Below are 18,666 nucleotides of genomic sequence, written 5' to 3' on the forward strand. Positions count from 1 at the left end.
TCGGTCACCTCGTTCAAAGCCTTCGTAGACCTGGCCTGCGCTATGGCGTGGATCAGCTAAATGCAGACGCCGCCTAGCGCAGGCGCAGTACTGGCGCGGGGCCGAGGGGCACCGGGCCCAAGAGAACGCGGCCATCGCGCAGACCCAGCGGAATGTCGAGCGTCTTGGGGTTGCCGGCCATTTGCGACACCAGCGCGAGGCCGTCTTCGAGCGTGCCGGCAAAGCCCTGTGGCAGCGCGCCGCTGTCCACGGCGAGGCGCAGGATGTCGCGCCAGTTGCGCGCCTTGACGGTGATTTCGCCCGTGGGAATGCCGGCGGCGTCGACCGTGACCTCGCCCGCGGCCTGCAATTCCAGCCGGCCCCAGCGGGCTTCGGCCAGCTTGAGCTCGATGCGGCGGGGCTGGGGGCGGGCGTCCTCGATCGCCGAGAGGTCCCAGGGCTTGTCGAACGCCACGGTCATGTCTACCGACAGCGCCTCGAGCGAGTCGGGCAGGGTGTCGCCGGGATCGACCTTGACCCGCCAGTCAAGCGCAGGGGTAAACCCGTCGGCGTTGAGGCCCAGGCGATAGCTGCTGTCGGCGGCGGTCGAGCGTTCGGCGGCGAGCGTCAGGCTGTCGGCGGTGGTCGGCTGGACGGTGGTGTCAGGCTGAATGGCGAGATTTTCGGCGGTCAGGGTCAGGCGATCCAGCGGCAGGCCCGGCGCGGCGCGGGTAACAAGGCTGGCGCGCATGTCCGTGCTGGTCACGTCGTACTTGGCCCGGGGCGTCGCGACCAGCTGATGATCGGGCCAGACGGCGATGATGTGGTTGGGCTTGTAGCTGAGCGCGAAGAGTTGGAAGAACGGTGCCTCCCACGCAAGGCCGGTGTCGGGGTCGGCGAGGCTGACATCGGTGAAGGTGGTGTCGAAGCGGTTGGGGAAGCCGCGGGTCGTGAGGTCGGAATACTCGGCCACCCAGCCATCGGCGCGACGGCCCTCGAACCACGCCTCGAACGCCTTGGTCGCGCCGGTGGAGCCGACGGCCCAGTAGACGGACCATGCCAGGGCCGCCACCACGATCAGGATCAACATGCCGCGCATCTGCCTATCAGCCTTCTTCCGAGCCCTTGCCGAGTGGTATTTAAAGTGATTAGGGGGCAGGGGAAAGCGCAAGGAGCGGAAAAATGACGATGTGGGTTTTCGGCTATGGGTCGCTGGTGTGGAACCCCGGCTTCACGCCGGTGCAGCGCGTGCTGGCCGCCTTGCCGGGCTATCATCGCAGCTTCTGCATGCGCTCGATCCACCACCGCGGCACCGAGGAGAACCCCGGCCTTGTGCTGGCGCTGGACGAAAGCCCGGATGCGCTGTGCCGGGGTGTGGCGCTGGCGGTGCACGAGGACGAAGAGGACAAGGTGCTGGCCTATCTGCGCGAGCGGGAACTGGTGTCGGCGGCCTATCTTGAGAAAGAGCTGGACATCATGCTGCGCGACGGGCGGCAGGTGCGGGCGCTGACCTATGTCATCGACGCCGATCACGTGCAGTATTGCGGCGGGCTGGACCTGGAGGAACAGGCCCGGATCATCGCGCGCGCGCATGGCGGGCGGGGGCCGAACCACGAGTATCTTTTCCAGACCGTCGCGCATCTGGAGGAGCTGGGCATCGTTGATCCCGAACTGGACTGGCTGGTGCGGCGGGTGAAGGGGATCGGGGTCTGAGCAAACCTGCGGCGACGGTGCGGAAAACGCTTTAAAACCTTGGCTTCAAAGTGGTTAACGCGTAGGGTGTCGCCAAACAATAACCGCGCCGGGAGCCGTCCAGATGGACCAGCCGGACCGTGAGGTCGAGCCCAACTTTTCACACCCCGTGAGGCAGATCACGCTGATGCTGATCGTGCTGGCCCTGACGGGGCTTGGCGCGTTCTTCGCGCTGCCGCGGGTATTGCCGGTGTTCCAGGCCAACCCGTACCTGAACGGGTTCATCCTGTTCGTCTTTGTGATCGGGGTGGTGGCCTGTTTCTGGCAGATGTACCAGCTGATCGGTTCGGTGCGCTGGATCGAGGGGTTTGTCCAAGAACGGGAAACACCCCAGGATATCAAGGCGCCGCTGCTGCTGGCACCCCTGGCGACCCTGCTGAAGCAGCGCGGCAAGCGGATGAAGATCGCGTCGGGCTCGGCGCGGTCGATCCTCGACTCGGTGGCACAGCGGATCGACGAGGCACGGGAGATCACGCGCTACATCACCAGCATGTTGATTTTCCTCGGTCTTTTGGGGACGTTCTATGGCCTGGCCACGACGGTGCCGGCGGTGGTGGACACGATCCGCAGCTTGGCCCCGCAGGACGGCGAGGAAGGCGTGGACGTGTTCAACCGCCTGATGACCGGGCTGGAATCGCAGTTGGGCGGCATGGGCGTGGCCTTTGCCAGTTCGCTCCTGGGCCTTGCCGGGTCGCTGGTGGTGGGCCTTCTGGAGCTCTTCGCGGGGCACGGGCAGAACCGGTTTTACCGCGAGTTGGAAGAGTGGATGTCGACGATCACGCGGGTCGGTCTTGCGTCGGGTGACGGCGAGGGCGGCAGCGAGGCGGGCGTGATGGCCAGCGTCGTCGACCACATGGGCGAGCAGATGGAGAGCCTGCAGCTGATGCTGACGCAATCCGACGTAAGCCGCGCGATGGTGGACGAAAAGCTGGGGCTTCTGGCGGATTCGATGGAGAAGCTGACCGCGCGTCTGACCGATAGCGCGCCTCTGCATGACGCGTTGTCGCGGGTGGCGGACGGGCAGGAAGAGCTGATCCGGCAGATGGCGAGCCACGAGGGCGAGAGCGGTGGGATCGACGCGGAAAGCCGGATGCGGCTGCGGTCGATCGACGTGCAGATGTTGCGCATCCTGGAGGAAATCAGCGCCGGGCGGCAGGAAAGCATGAGCGAGTTGCGCACCGACCTGAATTCGCTGTCGCGGGCGATCGGGCAGTTGGCGTCGAGCCATGGGCGAAGCGATGCGGCGCCACGGGCACTGCGCCGCACCGAGCGGGAGCAGGGGAGCTAGGCGATGGCCCTGTCACGGCGCACCGGCGCACGATTCCAGGCCTCTATCTGGCCGGGATTCGTGGATGCGATGACGGGCCTTCTGCTGGTGCTGATGTTCGTTCTGACCATCTTCATGGTGGTGCAGTTCGTTTTGCGCGAGACGATCAGCGGACAGGAAAGCCGGCTGGACGAGCTGTCGTCCGAAGTGGCGGCGCTGAGCCGGGCGCTGGGGTTGGAACAGGACCGCAACGCCACGCTGACCGAGCGGGTGGGTGCGCTGACCGCGACGCTGGGCGATGCGCGGGAACGGCAGGAACAGCAGGCGGCGCTGATCGCGGCACAGGAATCGCAGATCGCCGAGGCAGAGGCCCGGATCGCCAGTTTCGAGGAACAGGTGGCGGGGCTGTTGGCGCAGCGCGACGAAAACCTTGGCACGATTGCGGACCTGGAAGGCCAGCGCGAAGAGTTGCTGAGCGAGCAGGAGCAGCTGCAGCTGGCATTGGCGGGTTTGCGCGACGAGATCGATGCGCAGGAAGAAGCCGCACGGTTGGCGGCGGCGCAGGCCGATGCGCTGGAGGCGATGATCGCGGAATTGCGCGGCGAGGCCGAGGCGGATGAGGCGGCGCAGGCGGAGCTGACCGCGCAGGTCGAGGATTTGCAGGCGCAATTGTCGGACGAAGAGAAGGCGCGGCTGGCCGAGGCGGCTGCGGCGGAGGCGCTGCGTGATCGTTTGGAAAACGCGGATGCGGAGCTGACGGCGATGACGCTGGCGCTGGAGGAACAGCGCAGGAAAGCCGAGGAAACGCTGGCCATGCTGGCCGCGGCCGAGGACGCGCAGGAGGATCTGGACGTGCGGCTGGCGGCGGCGCTGATGGCGCAGCAGGAGGCCGAAGCCGCGTTGACGGAGGCCGAGAGCGGACAGGAGGTGACCCGCTCTCAGTTGAACTCTGTCGAGGCGGAACTGGCGCAGGCGCTGGCGGATATGGAGGCCGAGACGGTGCGGGCCGAGGAGTTGCAGCTTCGGCTGAGCGAGACCGAAGCGGAACTGGCCGCCTTGAGTAAGGAAAGCGGCGAGGTGGCGCAGACCGCGGCAAGTCTGGAAGAGCGGTTGGCCGAGGCATTGGCGGCCAAGACCGCCGCCGAGAACGAGGCGGTGGAGAATGCCGATCTGATCGCGGATTTGAGGCGACAAGTCGAGGCGCTGGAGGCAGATGTGCAGGCGCGCGACAAGCGGATCGCGTCTTTGATGGCGGCGAACGAGGCGGCCACGGCGGAGGCCATGTCGGCGGAAGATGTGCGCGCGCAGCTTGCCGCGGCCCTGGCCGCGAAGCTGGCCGCCGAAGAGGAGGCCGAAGCGCGGCTGACGGAAGCCGAGCAGCGGGCGGCGATGCTGGGGCAGGTGCAGGCGGAGCTGGACCGGCAGCGTTCGCTGGCCGACGAGGCGCAAGAGGAAGAGGCGCTGCTGAACCAGCAGGTGCGCGCATTGCGTGATCAGTTGGGGCAGTTGCAGGCGCTTCTGGACGATGCCAAGGCGCGCGAGGCCGCATCGGAAGTGCAGCTGCAATCGCTGGGCAACGAGTTGAACACCGCGCTGGCGCGGGTGGCGGCCGAGGAACGGCGGCGGCGCGAACTGGAGGAAGCCGAGCGCAAGCGGCTGGAGGCGGAACGTGCGGACCTGGAGAAGTTCCGGTCGGAGTTCTTTGGCCGGTTGCGGCAGTTGCTGGAAGAACAGGAAGGCGTGCGGATCGTGGGCGACCGCTTCGTGTTTTCGTCCGAAGTACTGTTCGCACAGGGTGAAGCGCGCCTGTCGGACGCGGGTGAAGGGGAATTGGCGAAGGTGGCCGACATCCTGCGCACGGTGGCCGAGAATATTCCCGAGGATATCGACTGGGTGATCCAGGTGGACGGGCACACCGACAACGTGCCGGTGCGCGCGGGCGCGCGGTTCGAGGACAACTGGGAGCTAAGCCAGCAGCGGGCACTGTCGGTGGTGCGCTACCTTGTGGATTTCCTGGGCCTGCCGCCGGAGCGTTTGTCAGCCAACGGGTTCGGACAGTACCAGCCGGTCAACCCCGCCGACACCCCCGAGGCGCGGGCGCAGAACCGGCGGATCGAGCTGAAGCTGACGGAGAAGTAGGCGCGAGCCTGTCGCGGACATCCCGGTGGCGCTACTCGGCCAGAACGATGATGTCGGCGTGGCGGTTGGCCAGCACCTGGCTGTCCCGTTCCAGCGTCACGTAGCCGCGATAGGCACCGGGGGGCCAGCCGCCCTCGGGGGCGCGGCGGCCATAGGCGCGGAAAAGCTGGGCCTGCGGGGCGTTGAGCGTTTCGGAATGGGTGAAGATTTCGCCTTCGGGGCCGGACGCCGTGACGCGCATGGTGTCGCCCGGTTGGGCGTAGAAGACGTGACCGTAGAGCACCAGCGGCGTGTCGGGGGTGGTCTCGGACACGCGGGCGTCGCCGGATTTCACGGCATCGAATTCCGGCACGGCGGTGGAGAAACCGGCGGTGAAAAGCCCGGCGCGGTCATAGGGCAGGGCGCTTTCCCAAAGGCCCGGGCCGGTGGCGGTGCCGCAGGTGCCCGGCTCGGCCTCGGGCAGGAACGGGTCGATCACCTCGCCGTCCTTGAGGACCGAAAGGTGGATGTGGGGCGCGTTGGTGAGGCCGCTGAGGCCGATTTGACCCAAGGGCGTGCCGCTGTCGACCTCCTGTCCTTCGGTCACGGCGATAGAGCCCTTTTTCATGTGGCAATAGAGTGTCTGCCAGCCGCTGCCGTGGTCGATGCGCACGGCATTGCCGCATTCCCGGCCTGCGATGGCGTCGCGGGTCTCTTCGGTCACGGGGGTGTCTTCCATCCCATCGCGCAGGGCGGCGACGCGGCCCGGGGCGGCGGCGAGGACGTTGACGCCCTGATCCATCGCCTCGAACGAGAGCAGGTGAATGTCGGTGCCGCGGTGGCCGTCGCGGCTTTTGAGGCTGCACATGAAGTCGTGCTGGCCCGGGCCGGGGTCGAGGTCGACGTAATCCTCGATATAGCAGGTCTGGCCCAGGGCGCAGTCGATGGGCAGCGCAAGCGTGGGCGGCTCGGCCAGGGCAGGTGCGGTCAGCAGGGCGATGGCAAGGGCGGCAAGGGGGAGGCGTGTCGGCACGGGGTCATCTCGCAGGCTGGTCGAACGGAAAACGGGCGGCATTGGATGCCGCCCGTCATGTAGTCTATCGCAAAGCCTGCGCCGGTGTCACTCGGCCGTGAGTAACGGCGGCTTCTTGCCCGAAAGGCGCGGATGCTCCGGCCCTTCGATGCGCAGGTCGATCTGGCCATCCTTGACGCCAACCTTGACCACACCGCCCTTGGAGAGCTTGCCGAAGAGCAGTTCTTCTGCCAGCGGCTTCTTGATGTGTTCCTGGATCACGCGGCCAAGCGGACGCGCGCCCATCTTGTCGTCATAGCCCTTGTCGGCCAGCCATTCAGCGGCGGGCTTCGTCAGTTCGATGGTCACGTTGCGATCCATCAGCTGCGCCTCGAGTTGCAGCACGAACTTTTCGACCACTTGCAGGATGACATCCTTGGGCAGCGCGCCGAAGGAGATGACCGCATCCAGCCGGTTGCGGAATTCCGGCGTGAAGGTGCGTTCGATCGCGGCGGTATCTTCGCCCTCGCGGCTGTCGCGGCCAAAGCCGATGGCCGACTTGGCAAGCTCGGTGGCGCCGGCGTTCGAGGTCATGATCAGGACCACGTTGCGGAAGTTCACCGTGCGGCCGTTGTGATCGGTCAGGTTGCCGTGGTCCATCACCTGCAGAAGGATGTTGAACACGTCCGGGTGGGCCTTTTCGATCTCGTCCAGCAGCAGCACGCAATGCGGGTGCTGATCGACGCCATCGGTCAACAGGCCGCCCTGGTCGAAGCCGACATAGCCCGGAGGTGCGCCAATGAGGCGCGAGACAGCGTGTTTCTCCATGTATTCGGACATGTCGAAGCGCAGAAGTTCCACGCCCAGCGTATCGGCCAGCTGTTGCGCCACCTCGGTCTTGCCCACGCCGGTGGGGCCGGCGAAGAGGTAGTTGCCGATGGGCTTTTCAGGCTCGCGCAGACCGGCCCGGGACAGCTTGATCGCCGCCGACAGCGCCTCGATCGCAGTGTCCTGACCGAAGACGACGCGTTTGAGCGAGCCTTCGAGATCCTTGAGAACCGCGGCATCGTCCTTGGAGACGTTTTTCGGGGGAATGCGGGCAATCTTGGCCACGACATTCTCGATCTCCTTGGGGCCGATTGACTTGCGTCGCTTGGAGGCCGCCACGAGATGCTGTGCGGCACCGGCTTCGTCGATGACATCGATGGCCTTGTCGGGCAGCTTGCGGTCGTTGATGTAGCGCGCCGAAAGGTCCACCGCGGACTTGATGGCCTCTGCGGTGTACTTCACGCTGTGATGCTCCTCGAAATAGGGCTTGAGGCCCTTGAGGATCTTGATCGCGTCATCGACCGTGGGTTCGACCACGTCGATTTTCTGGAACCGGCGGGAAAGGGCGCGGTCCTTCTCGAAATGCTGGCGGAACTCCTTGAACGTGGTGGAGCCCATGCAACGCAGCTTGCCGCCTTGAAGCGCGGGCTTCAGCAGGTTGGAGGCGTCCATCGCGCCGCCCGAGGTGGCGCCGGCGCCGATGACGGTGTGAATCTCGTCGATGAAGAGCACCGCGTCGGGATGTTCCTCAAGCTCGGTCATGACGGCCTTGAGCCGTTCCTCGAAATCACCGCGGTAGCGCGTGCCCGCAAGGAGCGCGCCCATGTCGAGCGAGAAGATGGTTGTCTTGGACAGGACCTTGGGTGTCTGGCCGCCGACGATCTTGTGCGCCAGGCCTTCGGCGATGGCGGTCTTGCCCACGCCGGGATCGCCCACCAGAAGCGGGTTGTTCTTGCGGCGGCGGCAGAGCACCTGGATGCAGCGCTCGACCTCGCTGTCGCGGCCAATCAGGGGGTCGACATCGCCCTGGCGGGATTTCTCGTTCAGATCGACGCAATATTTGGCCAGCGCGGATTCGCCATTCTCCACCTGCTCGCCCTCCGTGGAGGACTTGGCGGATTCGGATTCTTCCTCGCCCACGCCCTGCACCGGGCGGGATTCGCCGTAGGCGGGGTCCTTGGCGACGCCATGGGCGATGAAGTTGACCGCGTCGTAGCGGGTCATGTCCTGTTCCTGAAGGAAGTAGGCGGCGTTCGACTCGCGCTCGGCGAAGATGGCGACGAGCACGTTGGCGCCCGTGACCTCGGTGCGGCCGGAGGATTGCACATGGATGGCGGCGCGCTGGATAACGCGCTGGAAGGCGGCGGTCGGAACCGCCTCGGAGCCTTCGATGTCGGTAACTAGGTTGGACAGGTCATCGTCGATGAATTCGACCAGCGTGGTGCGCAGGTCCTCGGTATCGACACTGCACGCCTTCATCACGCGGGCCGCATCGGGCTCGTCGATCAGGGCGAGCAGGAGGTGTTCCAGCGTCGCGAATTCATGTTGCCGAGCATTGGCCAGGGCCAATGCGGCGTGGATTGCCTGTTCAAGGGTGTTCGAGAATGACGGCACGGTGTGCTCCCTCTGCTTGGGCTAGGGCCGGTCCCACGACCTTCGCCTTATATGATTAAAGTTTGGTCGATACAGGCCAGCCTTCAAGGACTTTTTTCCCAAACCCGTTCACTTTTCCCTTTCCTATCTTACAAAAGCTGCTTTTACAGGCCATGCCGTGACAATTTGGCCAGCCCGCGTGGGCGCGCCTAGAAATTGTCCTTTCGGGTGCGGATTTCGGCGAACACGTCGGCGGCGTCGGCGCCCGTCATGCCCAGATGCGCCTGCACGGCGGGATCGGTGGCACGCAGGAAGGGGTTGGTGGCCAGTTCTTCGGACAGGGTGGAGGGAACGGTCGGTTTCCCTTGATCGCGGGCGGCTTCGACCGCCTTGACCCTTGATATAAGCGCCGGATTGTCGGGATCAATAGTGACCGCGAAACGCCCGTTGGCGGCGGTGTATTCATGGCCCGAGCAGATGGTCGTGTCGGGCGGCAGGGCGGCCAGCTTCGACAGGCTGTCCCACATTTGCGGCATGGTGCCCTCGAAGACGCGGCCACAGCCCAAGGCCATCAGGCTGTCGGCGGTGAAGGCGACCTTGCTGTCGGGGAAGTGAAAGGCGATGTGGCCGATGGTGTGACCCGAGACATCCATGACGGTGCCGGTGTCGGAGCCGATGGTGACCGTATCGCCGTCATTCAGCGCGATATCGAGTTTTGGCAGGCGGGAGGCGTCGGCGGCGTGGCCGACGACCTTTGCGTCATGTTCGGCCAGTAGCTCGTCCAGGCCCTGCACGTGGTCGGCATGGTGGTGGGTGATCAGCACATGCGTGGCGGACCAGCCCTTGTCGGCCAGCGCCTTGAGGATCGGCGCGGCCTCGGGGACATCGACGACGGCGGTGTCGCCGGTTTCGGGGTCGTGGGCGAGGAAGGCGTAGTTGTCCGAAAGGCACGGGACGGTTTCGATCTGCAATGTCATTGGTCCATCCTTGAATTCGTGGTTATGTTTGTTCCGAGAGTGACGGATCGAGGCGCGGGCTGCAATGCATCTGGATGTGCAGGACCTGAGGAATTTCTATTACCGCAACCAGCTGGGGCGTGCGGTGCAGAAAACCGTGGGCGCCGAGATCAGGGCGCTGTGGCCCGAAGCGAAGGGGCAGACAGTGGCCGGTTACGGCTTTGCCGTGCCGTTCCTGCGGCCCTACCTGAAAGACAGCCGGCGGGTGATCGCGCTGATGCCCGCGCCGCAGGGCGTGATCCACTGGCCCGCCGACAAGCCCAATATCAGCGTTTTGTGCGAGGAAACGCTGTGGCCGCTGGAAACGGGGCGGGTCGACAAGCTGATGCTGGTGCATGGGCTGGAGACCTGTGAGCGGCCAGGTGAACTGTTGGAGGAATGCTGGCGGGTGCTGGGGCCGGGGGGATCGGCGCTCTTCGTGGTGCCGAACCGCGCCGGGCTGTGGTCGCGCAGTGACCGGACGCCGTTCGGGTACGGGCGACCCTATAGCCAGAGCCAGTTGGAGGCACAGCTGAAGACCCGCAATTTCCTGCCCGAGCGGCATGTGACCGCGCTTTACCAGCCGCCGTCGCACCGGAAATTCTGGCGCAAGACGGCGGGCATGTGGGAAAACATGGGCGGCAAGCTGTCAGTGGTGCTGAAAGGTGGGGTGTTGATCGTGCAGGCCACCAAACGGGTGCACGCGCCGACCGATCGCGGCTCGGCCATCCGGGACACGGTGCGCAGTCCGCTGGGGGTGCTGGCGCCGAAGCCGAAACCGGAGGCGAAGCCGGTTTAACGGCGCCGGAAGGCTGCGCGAACCCCCCACCCCAGGGCGAGGCCCAGCCCAACGCCGAGCGCATCGGCCAGCAGGTCCAGCCATTCGGCGCCGCGCCCGAAGGCTGGCTGGATCACCTCGATCGCCGCGCCGAACGCGATGTAGACGGGCGCGAAGCGCAGGGCGCGGCGCGGTTCGGTCACGGCCATGGGCAGGATCAGGGCCGCGAAGGCCAGAAGGTGAAGCACCTTGTCGCGCAATGTGAACGGCGGGTGGTGCCCGTGCGACGGCCAAAGCGTGGTGACAAGGATGCCGAGCGCCAGCGCCAGGGTCAGGACGTGGGCGAGACGGACAGTGGAGGCGAAGGGACGGGGCATCAGGCGTCCTTAGGGAGATGGAGCACGCTGTGCAACGTGGAAGAAAGTGGGCCCACATGCGCGTGCTTGAGAGTGTGGTAGCGTTAACGGCTTTTGATGCGCCAAAACCCTTTGATGCCTGACTTCTGTGCAGGTTGCGCAGGAAGGAATCGCAAAAAAGCGACGAAAAGTTACGATTTTTGTCGCAATAAAATTGCGCATTCGGTCGCAGAGCCCGTAAGTCATTGAAAAGTAAGGGCGACCGCCGGGGTCTTAGTCCGTCCTGCTGGCTTGCGAGGTTCACAACGGTCTGCTAAACCGCCCACGAAAATCGATGTCTCGCGAGTTTCATCGTCTCTAACCACCCTGGTAAAGACGGCCTTTGCGCCGTCTTTTGTCGAGCCGGGGTCAGAACTATCGGAAGGGTGGACGTGTCCGAACCAGCTTCGATCTCCTCCGGCATTGCCGAACGCTATGCCACTGCCATTTTCGAGCTTTCCAAAGATGCCAACTCGCTGGACAAGCTTGAAACGAACCTCGCCGATCTTTCCGCCGCTCTTGATGACAGTGCCGATCTGCGTGACCTGCTCAGCAGCCCGGTTGTCAGCCGGGAAGACCAGGAACGCGCCATCACGGCGGTTGCGGACAAGATGGGGCTCGTGCCCGAACTGAAGAACGGCCTGGCGCTGATGGCGCAGAAACGCCGCCTGTTCGCGGTGCCGCAACTGGTGCGCCAGCTGAACGAGCGTATCGCGGACCACAAGGGCGAAGTGACCGCCGATGTGACCAGCGCCGTCAAGCTGACCGACGCACAGTCGAAGAAGCTGGCCGAGACGCTGAAAAGCACCGTCGGAAAAGACGTGAAGATCAATGCGACCGTCGATGAAAGCCTCATTGGCGGTCTTGTCGTAAAGGTGGGCTCGAAGATGATCGACACGTCGATCCGCTCGCGCCTCAATTCCCTACAGAATGCAATGAAAGAGGTCGGATAAATGGGTATCCAAGCTGCAGAGATTTCTGCGATCCTTAAGGACCAGATCAAGAATTTCGGCCAGGAGGCCGAAGTTGCCGAGGTGGGTCGCGTGCTGTCAGTCGGTGACGGGATTGCCCGTGTGCACGGCCTCGACAATGTGCAGGCCGGTGAGCTGGTGGAATTCCCCGGCAACATCATGGGTATGGCCCTGAACTTGGAAAACGACAACGTCGGTGTCGTGATCTTCGGTTCGGACCGCGACATCAAGGAAGGCGACACCGTCAAGCGCACCAAGTCGATCGTGGACGTTCCGATCGGTGACGAGCTGCTGGGACGGGTCGTGGACGGCTTGGGCAACCCGCTGGACGGCAAGGGCCCGATCAAGGCCAAGAGCCGCGGCGTTGCCGACGTGAAAGCGCCGGGCATCATCCCGCGTAAATCGGTTCATGAACCGATGGCAACCGGCCTGAAATCGGTCGACGCGATGATCCCCGTTGGCCGTGGCCAGCGCGAGCTGATCATTGGCGACCGCCAGACCGGCAAGACCGCAATCGCGCTCGATACGATGCTGAACCAGAAGTCGTATAACGACGCGGCCGGTGACGACGAGAGCAAGAAACTTTACTGCGTCTACGTCGCTGTTGGCCAGAAGCGGTCGACCGTGGCGCAGCTGGTGAAGAAGCTGGAAGAAGCCGGCGCGATGGAATACTCCATCGTCGTGGCCGCCACCGCATCCGACCCCGCGCCGATGCAGTTCTTGGCGCCCTATTCGGCGACCGCCATGGCGGAGCATTTCCGCGACAACGGCCGCCACGCGCTGATCGTGTACGATGACCTGTCGAAACAGGCCGTGGCCTATCGCCAGATGTCGCTGCTGCTGCGCCGCCCGCCGGGCCGCGAAGCCTATCCGGGTGACGTTTTCTACCTGCACTCCCGTCTGCTGGAGCGTTCGGCGAAGCTGAACGAGGACAACGGCTCGGGCTCGCTGACGGCGCTGCCGATCATCGAGACCCAAGGCGGCGACGTGTCGGCGTTTATTCCGACCAACGTGATCTCGATCACCGACGGTCAGATCTTCCTGGAAACGGAACTGTTCTACCAGGGCATCCGCCCCGCCGTGAACACCGGTCTGTCAGTGTCGCGCGTGGGCTCTTCGGCCCAGACCAACGCGATGAAGTCGGTTGCGGGTCCGGTGAAACTGTCACTGGCCCAGTACCGTGAGATGGCGGCCTTCGCCCAGTTCGGTTCGGACCTCGACGCCTCGACCCAGCAGCTGCTGAACCGGGGCGAGCGTCTGACCGAGCTGATGAAGCAGCCGCAGTATTCGCCGCTGACCAACGCCGAGATCGTCTGCGTCATCTACGCGGGCACCAACGGGTACCTCGACAAGATCAAGGTCGACCAGGTTGGCCGGTTCGAGGATGGTCTGCTGAACCACATGCGCAGCAAGCGTAAGGACGTTCTTGACTGGATCACCAACGAGGATCCCAAGATCAAGGGCGACGCCGAAGACAAGCTCAAGTCGGCCATCGAAGAGTTCGCAGCCGACTTCGGATAAGGGGGTGACGAGGCAATGCCGAGTCTGAAGGACCTAAAAAACAGGATCGAGTCGGTCAAATCGACCCGCAAGATCACCAAGGCCATGCAGATGGTGGCCGCCGCGAAACTGCGGCGGGCCCAGGATGCGGCCGAAATGGCCCGCCCCTATGCCGAGCGGTTCAACGCCGTGATGTCCAAGCTGGCCGCCGCGGCGGGCGACGCCGAGAACGCGCCGCCTTTGCTGCGCGGGACGGGCAAGGACGACGTGCATCTGCTGGTGGTGATGACCGCCGAGCGTGGTCTGTGCGGTGGGTTCAACGCCAACATCGCCAAGCTGGCGCGGGGCGAGATCAACAAGCTGCAGGCGGATGGCAAGACCGTGAAGGTCATCACCGTGGGCAAGAAGGGCCGCGACGCGCTGAAGCGTGACTTTGCGGATCTGTTCATCGACCATGTCGATCTGTCGGACGTCAAGAACGTGGGCTATGCCGACGCGCAGGCGATCGCGCAGAGGGTGCTGGACCTGTTTGACCAGGGCGATTTCGACGTTTGCAAGATCTTCTTCTCGGAGTTCGAGAACGTGGTCAGCCAGAAGCCGACGATAAAGCAGGTGATCCCCTTCGAGGTCGACGAAGCAGCGGCCGAAGAGTCGGACGATGCCGGCACGGTCTACGATTACGAGCCCGACGAGGACGCGATCCTGCGCGACCTGCTGCCCCGTGGCGTGGCGACCGCGATCTTCAGCGGCCTGCTGGAGAACGGTGCCAGCGAACAGGGCGCACGGATGTCGGCCATGGACAACGCGACGCGCAACGCCGGCGAGATGATCGAGGACCTGACCATCGAGTACAACCGCTCGCGTCAGGCCGTGATCACCAACGAGCTGATTGAAATTATTTCGGGCGCCGAGGCGCTTTAAGAACAACCGGAGAGACGACAATGGCCAAAGCAAAAGGCAAAATCACCCAGGTGATCGGCGCCGTGGTGGACGTGCAGTTCACCGACCACCTGCCCGAGATCCTGAACGCGCTGGAAACCGACAACAACGGCAAGCGGCTGGTCCTCGAAGTGGCGCAGCACCTTGGCGAAAGCACCGTGCGCACGATCGCCATGGACTCCACCGAGGGTCTGGTGCGCGGCCAGGAAGTGACCGACACCGACGGCCCGATCAGCGTGCCGGTGGGCGACGCCACCCTGGGCCGCATCCTGAACGTCATCGGCGAGCCGGTGGACGAGGGCGCGCCGATCAAGGCGAAAGAGACCCGCGCGATCCACCAGCCCGCACCCGAGTTCGAGGAACAGTCGACCGAGTCGGAAATCCTGGTCACCGGCATCAAGGTCGTCGACCTGCTGGCGCCTTACGCCAAGGGCGGCAAGATCGGCCTCTTCGGCGGCGCCGGCGTGGGCAAGACGGTTCTGATCATGGAACTGATCAACAACATCGCCAAGGTGCACTCGGGCTACTCGGTTTTCGCCGGTGTGGGCGAGCGGACCCGCGAGGGTAACGACCTGTACCACGAGATGATCGAGTCGAACGTGATCGACCCCGAGAACCTGGAAAACTCCCAGGTGGCGCTGGTCTACGGCCAGATGAACGAACCGCCGGGTGCGCGTGCCCGTGTCGCCCTGACCGGCCTGACGCTGGCCGAACAGTTCCGCGACGCGTCGGGGACCGACGTTCTGTTCTTCGTGGACAACATCTTCCGCTTCACGCAGGCGGGCTCCGAGGTGTCGGCTCTGCTCGGCCGTATCCCCTCGGCGGTGGGCTACCAGCCGACGCTGGCCACGGACATGGGCGCGATGCAGGAACGCATCACCTCGACGAAGCAGGGATCGATCACCTCGATCCAGGCCGTGTACGTGCCCGCGGACGACCTTACCGACCCGGCACCGGCCACGACCTTTGCCCACCTCGACGCCACGACCGTTCTGAGCCGTGCAATTTCGGAGCTGGGCATCTACCCGGCGGTGGACCCGCTCGACTCCAACTCGCGTCTCATGGACCCGCAGATCGTGGGCGAGGAGCATTACAAGGTGGCGCGTGACGTGCAGGGGATCCTGCAACGCTACAAGTCGCTGCAGGACATCATCGCGATCCTTGGCATGGACGAATTGTCCGAGGAAGATAAGCTGACCGTGGCCCGCGCCCGGAAGATCCAGCGCTTCCTCAGCCAGCCCTTCGACGTGGCCAAGGTGTTCACCGGCTCGGACGGCATCCAGGTGCCGCTGGAAGACACGATCGCGTCCTTCAAGGCCGTGGTTGCCGGCGAATACGACCACCTGCCCGAAGGGGCGTTCTACATGGTCGGCGGCATCGACGACGTGAAAGCCAAGGCCGAGAAGATGGCCGCGGACGCCGCATAAGCGTGGGTTTTCACCCACCCTACGGACCGGTCCGCGGGGTGGGAGAAGCCTGGCGCGACAGAAACGGAGGCCAATATGGCTGATACAGTGCAATTCGACCTGGTGAGCCCCGAGCGCCTGCTGGCGTCGATCGAGGTGACGCAGGTGCAGATCCCTGGCAGCGACGGCGACATGACGGCGATGGCCGACCACGCGCCGCTGATCACGACGCTGCGCCCCGGTGTCGTCAGCGTGTCCGGCCCGGAGGGCGACAAGGAGTATGTCGTCACCGGTGGTTTCGCCGAGATCAACGCCGACTCGATCTCGGTCCTGGCCGAACGCGCGCTTCCGCGCGAGGACATGACGCAGGACGAGTTTCAGAAGATGGTCGACGAGGCTACCGACCGTCTGGCCAAAGCGCAGGAAACCTTCGTCAACGAGCCCGGCCCGGTGGACGACGCGGCGAAACTGCTGTCCGACATGGTGGCGATGGGCGACCAGATCGGTCTTTCGACCTCGTCCAAGGCCCCCGCTCCCTGAGCGCGGTCGGGCAAAAGACATGTTTCGGAAAGGGCCCACAAATGTCGGGCCCTTTTCCTTTTTGTTTCGCAATTTCGCCGAAAAGCGATATTAGAACCAATTGTGTGACGGCGCGCGGCGGTAGATGAAGTATCTTGTCAATCAGACCATGGGGATTGAACAGGGCGACGACGTCCTGTTCTCCGACTACGAGGATGGTGGCGAGATGTGGACCGGCACCGGCGCCCGCGAACGCCGCCGCAAGGTGAAATTCGGGACGGCTTTCAAAGAGCCGCCTTCGGTGCATGTCAGCCTGTCGATGTGGGACATGGCAAGCGCGACGAACGCCCGCGCGGACGTTACCGCCGAGAACGTGGCCGCAACAGGGTTCGATGTGGTTTTCCGCACATGGGGTGACACGCGCGTGGCCCGCGCCCGCATCCGGTGGATGGCGATCGGCGCCGTCCCGCACGAGGACGACTGGCAGCTCTACTGAAGAGTTTCGGGCCTCCGGCGGGGATAATTTTCGCCAGAGGAAGACGCGCGGGCATGCCTTTTCCTCTGGCCCCAATCAAACAATAGAGCGTGGCTCAGCCACTCGATCGGATCAGGCTCAGGTGCCGAACTGGCCTTCGTAGATGGGCTCCAGCGTCGGGGTCTCGAAGAGCGACGAGACGGACGTGCCGTTCCAGATGTTCAGGATTGCCTGGGCAAAGACCGGGGCGGTGGGGATGATGCGGATGTTGGGGGTGTTCTTGACCGCCTCGGTGGGCTGGATCGTGTCGGTGATGACCATGGATTTCAGCACCGAGTTGGTGATCCGCTCGACCGCCGGGCCGGACATGACGCCGTGGGTCGTGTACGCGTGAACCTCGCGTGCGCCGTTGTCCATCAGGTGCTGGGCCGCCTTGCACATGGTGCCGGCGGTGTCGCACATGTCGTCGACGATCACGCAGATCTTGTCGGTGACCTCGCCGATCACGGTCATCTCGGCCACTTCGCCGGCCTTTTCGCGCCGTTTGTCCACGATGCTGAGGGGCGCATTGATCCGCTTGGCGAGTTCCCGGGCGCGGGCCACGCCGCCGACATCGGGCGACACGATCATGACGTCGTCGAGGTGGTCGCGGAACTGGGTCATCACGTCGAGCGCGAAGACCGGAGAGGCGTAGAGGTTGTCGACGGGGATGTCGAAGAAGCCCTGGATCTGGGCGGCATGCAGGTCCATCGTCAGGACCCGTTCGATGCCGGCTTCGACGATCATGTTGGCCACCAGCTTGGCCGAAATGGGCGTGCGGGCCTTGGTGCGGCGATCCTGCCGGGCGTAGCCGAAATAGGGGATGACGGCGGTGATGCGCTTGGCCGACGAGCGGCGCAGCGCGTCGGACATGATCAGCAGTTCCATCAGGTTGTCGTTGGCCGGATTGGACGTCGGCTGGATGATGAACATGTCCTCGCCGCGGACATTCTCGAATACCTCGACGAAGATCTCGCCGTCGTTGAAGCGTTCGACGCGGGCATCGACGAGCCCGACATTGACGCCGCGATGCATGGACATGCGGCGCGAGACGGCTGTGGCCAACGGCATGTTGGCGTTGCCGGAAATGAGCTTCGGCTCGTGAGTGACTGACATGTGAAAGGGTCCCCGGGTGGTCGATCTTGACAGATTCGTGACGTTGACACCGATTAGCATGGGTGGCACGTCTGGCAAAGACATGCATTGGGCGAGGGTGCCGAATGCCGCGAAAGGCCATGAAAATGAGACGCACCCTGCCGCATTTCCCCGCAGATGCCCCCGTGACGCGCGATGCCTGAGGCGTTGAAAGCCGGGTTTCCGACGTATTGGACGACGTTCGGGCAAGGGCCGCAGCCAGCGTTGGCCATCCATTGTTCGCTGGCGCATTCGGGCACGTGGGGCGCGCTGGCGCGGCACCTGTCGGGGGCGCTGACCCTGACGGCGTTCGACATGCCGGGTCATGGGCGCAGTGGCGACTGGGACGGGCGCGGCGAGATCCAGGAGGTGACGGCGAAGATTGCCGCCGACTTGGCTGATGGTCCGGCGCATGTGATCGGGCATTCCTTTGGTGCGACGGTGGCGTTGCGGCTGGCGGTCATGCGGCCCGAGCTGGTGCGGTCTCTGGTCCTGATCGAGCCGGTGTTCTTTGCTGTGGCGCTGACCGATCACCCGCAGATGCGGGACGGCTTCGCGGCGCAGATGGCCGGGTTCACCGACGGCATGAAAGCTGGTGACGGACATGCGGCGGCGCGGGCGTTCCTGTCCGTCTGGGGGAACGGCACCGAGTGGGAGAGCCTGAGTTCGGCGGAGCGCGCCCGGCTGGCGACGCAGATGTCGCTGATCGAGGCGGGGCATGCCGCGCTGTACGATGATGTGGGGAGCCTGTTAGCGCCCGGTGTCCTGCAGGGCGTGACGAAGCCCGTGCTGCTGATCGAAGGCACCGCCTCGCCCGCCATCATCGGTGCGATCAACGAAGGGCTGGCGGCGCGATTGCCAAAGGCCGAGCGCGCGGTCATGGCCGGGGCGGGGCACATGGTGCCGCTGACCCATGCGCGGCAGGTGAGTGCGGAAATCCTGCGATTCCTGCGCAACGTGTGACGC

The 18,666-nt window shown here is 64.6% G+C and carries 17 protein-coding genes; 11 read left to right on the top strand and 6 right to left on the bottom strand.

Annotated elements, in window-relative coordinates; genetic code table 11:
- Window positions 1-73 precede the first annotated feature (73 nt).
- Window positions 74-1,078: a DUF2125 domain-containing protein gene (locus RBB18_RS16865; protein ID WP_306111656.1), complete on the bottom strand. Its 1,005-nt coding sequence runs from the start codon at window positions 1,076-1,078 to the stop codon at window positions 74-76.
- An 83-nt stretch (window positions 1,079-1,161) separates the two neighbouring features.
- Between RBB18_RS16865 and RBB18_RS16870 the strand changes: the two genes are divergently transcribed.
- From RBB18_RS16870 to RBB18_RS16880, 3 genes are all read left to right on the top strand, one after another.
- Entirely contained in the window at window positions 1,162-1,692 is a 531-nt protein-coding gene (locus tag RBB18_RS16870) for a gamma-glutamylcyclotransferase (protein ID WP_170067193.1), read from the top strand.
- Between the two features lie 103 nt (window positions 1,693-1,795).
- Window positions 1,796-3,019 carry a biopolymer transporter ExbB gene (locus RBB18_RS16875; protein ID WP_245890476.1) on the top strand — a complete coding sequence of 408 codons (1,224 nt, stop codon included), beginning with the start codon at window positions 1,796-1,798 and terminating at the stop codon, window positions 3,017-3,019.
- A 3-nt stretch (window positions 3,020-3,022) separates the two neighbouring features.
- Entirely contained in the window at window positions 3,023-5,137 is a 2,115-nt protein-coding gene (locus RBB18_RS16880) for a peptidoglycan -binding protein (protein ID WP_306111655.1), read from the top strand.
- A 31-nt stretch (window positions 5,138-5,168) separates the two neighbouring features.
- Here RBB18_RS16880 and RBB18_RS16885 read toward each other — a convergent pair whose 3' ends face one another.
- The 3 genes from RBB18_RS16885 to gloB all read right to left on the bottom strand — a co-directional run bounded on the left by RBB18_RS16885 (window position 5,169) and on the right by gloB (window position 9,526).
- Complete coding sequence (locus RBB18_RS16885; protein WP_306111654.1) at window positions 5,169-6,191, bottom strand: M23 family metallopeptidase; 1,023 nt, start codon at window positions 6,189-6,191, stop codon at window positions 5,169-5,171.
- A gap of 45 nt (window positions 6,192-6,236) precedes the next feature.
- Window positions 6,237-8,570 carry an ATP-dependent Clp protease ATP-binding subunit ClpA gene (gene clpA / locus RBB18_RS16890; RefSeq protein WP_306111653.1) on the bottom strand — a complete coding sequence of 778 codons (2,334 nt, stop codon included), beginning with the start codon at window positions 8,568-8,570 and terminating at the stop codon, window positions 6,237-6,239.
- Between the two features lie 188 nt (window positions 8,571-8,758).
- Entirely contained in the window at window positions 8,759-9,526 is a 768-nt protein-coding gene (gene gloB / locus RBB18_RS16895; RefSeq protein WP_103763262.1) for a hydroxyacylglutathione hydrolase, read from the bottom strand.
- A 64-nt stretch (window positions 9,527-9,590) separates the two neighbouring features.
- Between gloB and RBB18_RS16900 the strand changes: the two genes are divergently transcribed.
- On the top strand, window positions 9,591-10,343 hold the full coding sequence (locus RBB18_RS16900; protein ID WP_103763263.1) for a class I SAM-dependent methyltransferase: 753 nt from the start codon (window positions 9,591-9,593) through the stop codon (window positions 10,341-10,343).
- Here RBB18_RS16900 and RBB18_RS16905 read toward each other — a convergent pair.
- Window positions 10,340-10,699 carry a VanZ family protein gene (locus RBB18_RS16905; protein ID WP_306111652.1) on the bottom strand — a complete coding sequence of 120 codons (360 nt, stop codon included), beginning with the start codon at window positions 10,697-10,699 and terminating at the stop codon, window positions 10,340-10,342. The two genes, RBB18_RS16900 and RBB18_RS16905, sit on opposite strands and share 4 nt — an antisense overlap.
- A 404-nt stretch (window positions 10,700-11,103) precedes the next feature.
- On the opposite strand from RBB18_RS16905, the gene RBB18_RS16910 reads away from it, so the two are divergent.
- The 6 genes from RBB18_RS16910 (at window position 11,104) to RBB18_RS16935 (ending at window position 16,548) form a co-directional block, all read left to right on the top strand.
- The gene (locus RBB18_RS16910) at window positions 11,104-11,670 is read left to right on the top strand and encodes a F0F1 ATP synthase subunit delta (RefSeq protein WP_103763265.1); all 567 of its coding nucleotides are present in this window, start codon (window positions 11,104-11,106) and stop codon (window positions 11,668-11,670) included.
- On the top strand, window positions 11,671-13,209 hold the full coding sequence (atpA, locus tag RBB18_RS16915; RefSeq protein ID WP_103763266.1) for a F0F1 ATP synthase subunit alpha: 1,539 nt from the start codon (window positions 11,671-11,673) through the stop codon (window positions 13,207-13,209).
- Between the two features lie 15 nt (window positions 13,210-13,224).
- Window positions 13,225-14,109 (top strand): F0F1 ATP synthase subunit gamma, encoded by an 885-nt coding sequence (locus RBB18_RS16920; RefSeq protein ID WP_103763267.1) that lies wholly within the window; start codon window positions 13,225-13,227, stop codon window positions 14,107-14,109.
- A 20-nt stretch (window positions 14,110-14,129) separates the two neighbouring features.
- Window positions 14,130-15,554: a F0F1 ATP synthase subunit beta gene (atpD, locus tag RBB18_RS16925; protein ID WP_103763268.1), complete on the top strand. Its 1,425-nt coding sequence runs from the start codon at window positions 14,130-14,132 to the stop codon at window positions 15,552-15,554.
- A 75-nt stretch (window positions 15,555-15,629) separates the two neighbouring features.
- The gene (locus RBB18_RS16930; RefSeq protein WP_103763269.1) at window positions 15,630-16,073 is read left to right on the top strand and encodes a F0F1 ATP synthase subunit epsilon; all 444 of its coding nucleotides are present in this window, start codon (window positions 15,630-15,632) and stop codon (window positions 16,071-16,073) included.
- A gap of 124 nt (window positions 16,074-16,197) precedes the next feature.
- Window positions 16,198-16,548 carry an H-type lectin domain-containing protein gene (locus tag RBB18_RS16935; RefSeq protein ID WP_103763270.1) on the top strand — a complete coding sequence of 117 codons (351 nt, stop codon included), beginning with the start codon at window positions 16,198-16,200 and terminating at the stop codon, window positions 16,546-16,548.
- A gap of 117 nt (window positions 16,549-16,665) precedes the next feature.
- Here RBB18_RS16935 and RBB18_RS16940 read toward each other — a convergent pair whose 3' ends face one another.
- On the bottom strand, window positions 16,666-17,682 hold the full coding sequence (locus tag RBB18_RS16940) for a ribose-phosphate pyrophosphokinase (RefSeq protein ID WP_103763271.1): 1,017 nt from the start codon (window positions 17,680-17,682) through the stop codon (window positions 16,666-16,668).
- 174 nt (window positions 17,683-17,856) lie between these two features.
- Here RBB18_RS16940 and RBB18_RS16945 point away from each other — a divergent pair, with 174 nt between their 5' ends.
- Window positions 17,857-18,663 (top strand): alpha/beta fold hydrolase, encoded by an 807-nt coding sequence (locus tag RBB18_RS16945; RefSeq protein ID WP_306111651.1) that lies wholly within the window; start codon window positions 17,857-17,859, stop codon window positions 18,661-18,663.
- Window positions 18,664-18,666 lie beyond the last annotated feature (3 nt).

The organism is Roseovarius sp. MMSF_3298 (genome assembly GCF_030733705.1).
In the GTDB taxonomy this organism is placed as follows: domain Bacteria; phylum Pseudomonadota; class Alphaproteobacteria; order Rhodobacterales; family Rhodobacteraceae; genus Roseovarius; species Roseovarius confluentis.

What these genes read in the sequence shown, in the direction of transcription:
- RBB18_RS16865 (WP_306111656.1), bottom strand. Translation starts at nt 1,078, where the DNA reads ATGCGCGGCATGTTGATCCTGATCGTGGTGGCGGCCCTGGCATGGTCC.
- RBB18_RS16870 (WP_170067193.1), top strand. Translation starts at nt 1,162, where the DNA reads ATGACGATGTGGGTTTTCGGCTATGGGTCGCTGGTGTGGAACCCCGGC.
- RBB18_RS16875 (WP_245890476.1), top strand. Translation starts at nt 1,796, where the DNA reads ATGGACCAGCCGGACCGTGAGGTCGAGCCCAACTTTTCACACCCCGTG.
- RBB18_RS16880 (WP_306111655.1), top strand. Translation starts at nt 3,023, where the DNA reads ATGGCCCTGTCACGGCGCACCGGCGCACGATTCCAGGCCTCTATCTGG.
- RBB18_RS16885 (WP_306111654.1), bottom strand. Translation starts at nt 6,191, where the DNA reads ATGCCGCCCGTTTTCCGTTCGACCAGCCTGCGAGATGACCCCGTGCCG.
- gloB (WP_103763262.1), bottom strand. Translation starts at nt 9,526, where the DNA reads ATGACATTGCAGATCGAAACCGTCCCGTGCCTTTCGGACAACTACGCC.
- RBB18_RS16900 (WP_103763263.1), top strand. Translation starts at nt 9,591, where the DNA reads ATGCATCTGGATGTGCAGGACCTGAGGAATTTCTATTACCGCAACCAG.
- RBB18_RS16905 (WP_306111652.1), bottom strand. Translation starts at nt 10,699, where the DNA reads ATGCCCCGTCCCTTCGCCTCCACTGTCCGTCTCGCCCACGTCCTGACC.
- atpA (WP_103763266.1), top strand. Translation starts at nt 11,671, where the DNA reads ATGGGTATCCAAGCTGCAGAGATTTCTGCGATCCTTAAGGACCAGATC.
- RBB18_RS16920 (WP_103763267.1), top strand. Translation starts at nt 13,225, where the DNA reads ATGCCGAGTCTGAAGGACCTAAAAAACAGGATCGAGTCGGTCAAATCG.
- atpD (WP_103763268.1), top strand. Translation starts at nt 14,130, where the DNA reads ATGGCCAAAGCAAAAGGCAAAATCACCCAGGTGATCGGCGCCGTGGTG.
- RBB18_RS16930 (WP_103763269.1), top strand. Translation starts at nt 15,630, where the DNA reads ATGGCTGATACAGTGCAATTCGACCTGGTGAGCCCCGAGCGCCTGCTG.
- RBB18_RS16935 (WP_103763270.1), top strand. Translation starts at nt 16,198, where the DNA reads ATGAAGTATCTTGTCAATCAGACCATGGGGATTGAACAGGGCGACGAC.
- RBB18_RS16940 (WP_103763271.1), bottom strand. Translation starts at nt 17,682, where the DNA reads ATGTCAGTCACTCACGAGCCGAAGCTCATTTCCGGCAACGCCAACATG.
- RBB18_RS16945 (WP_306111651.1), top strand. Translation starts at nt 17,857, where the DNA reads ATGCCTGAGGCGTTGAAAGCCGGGTTTCCGACGTATTGGACGACGTTC.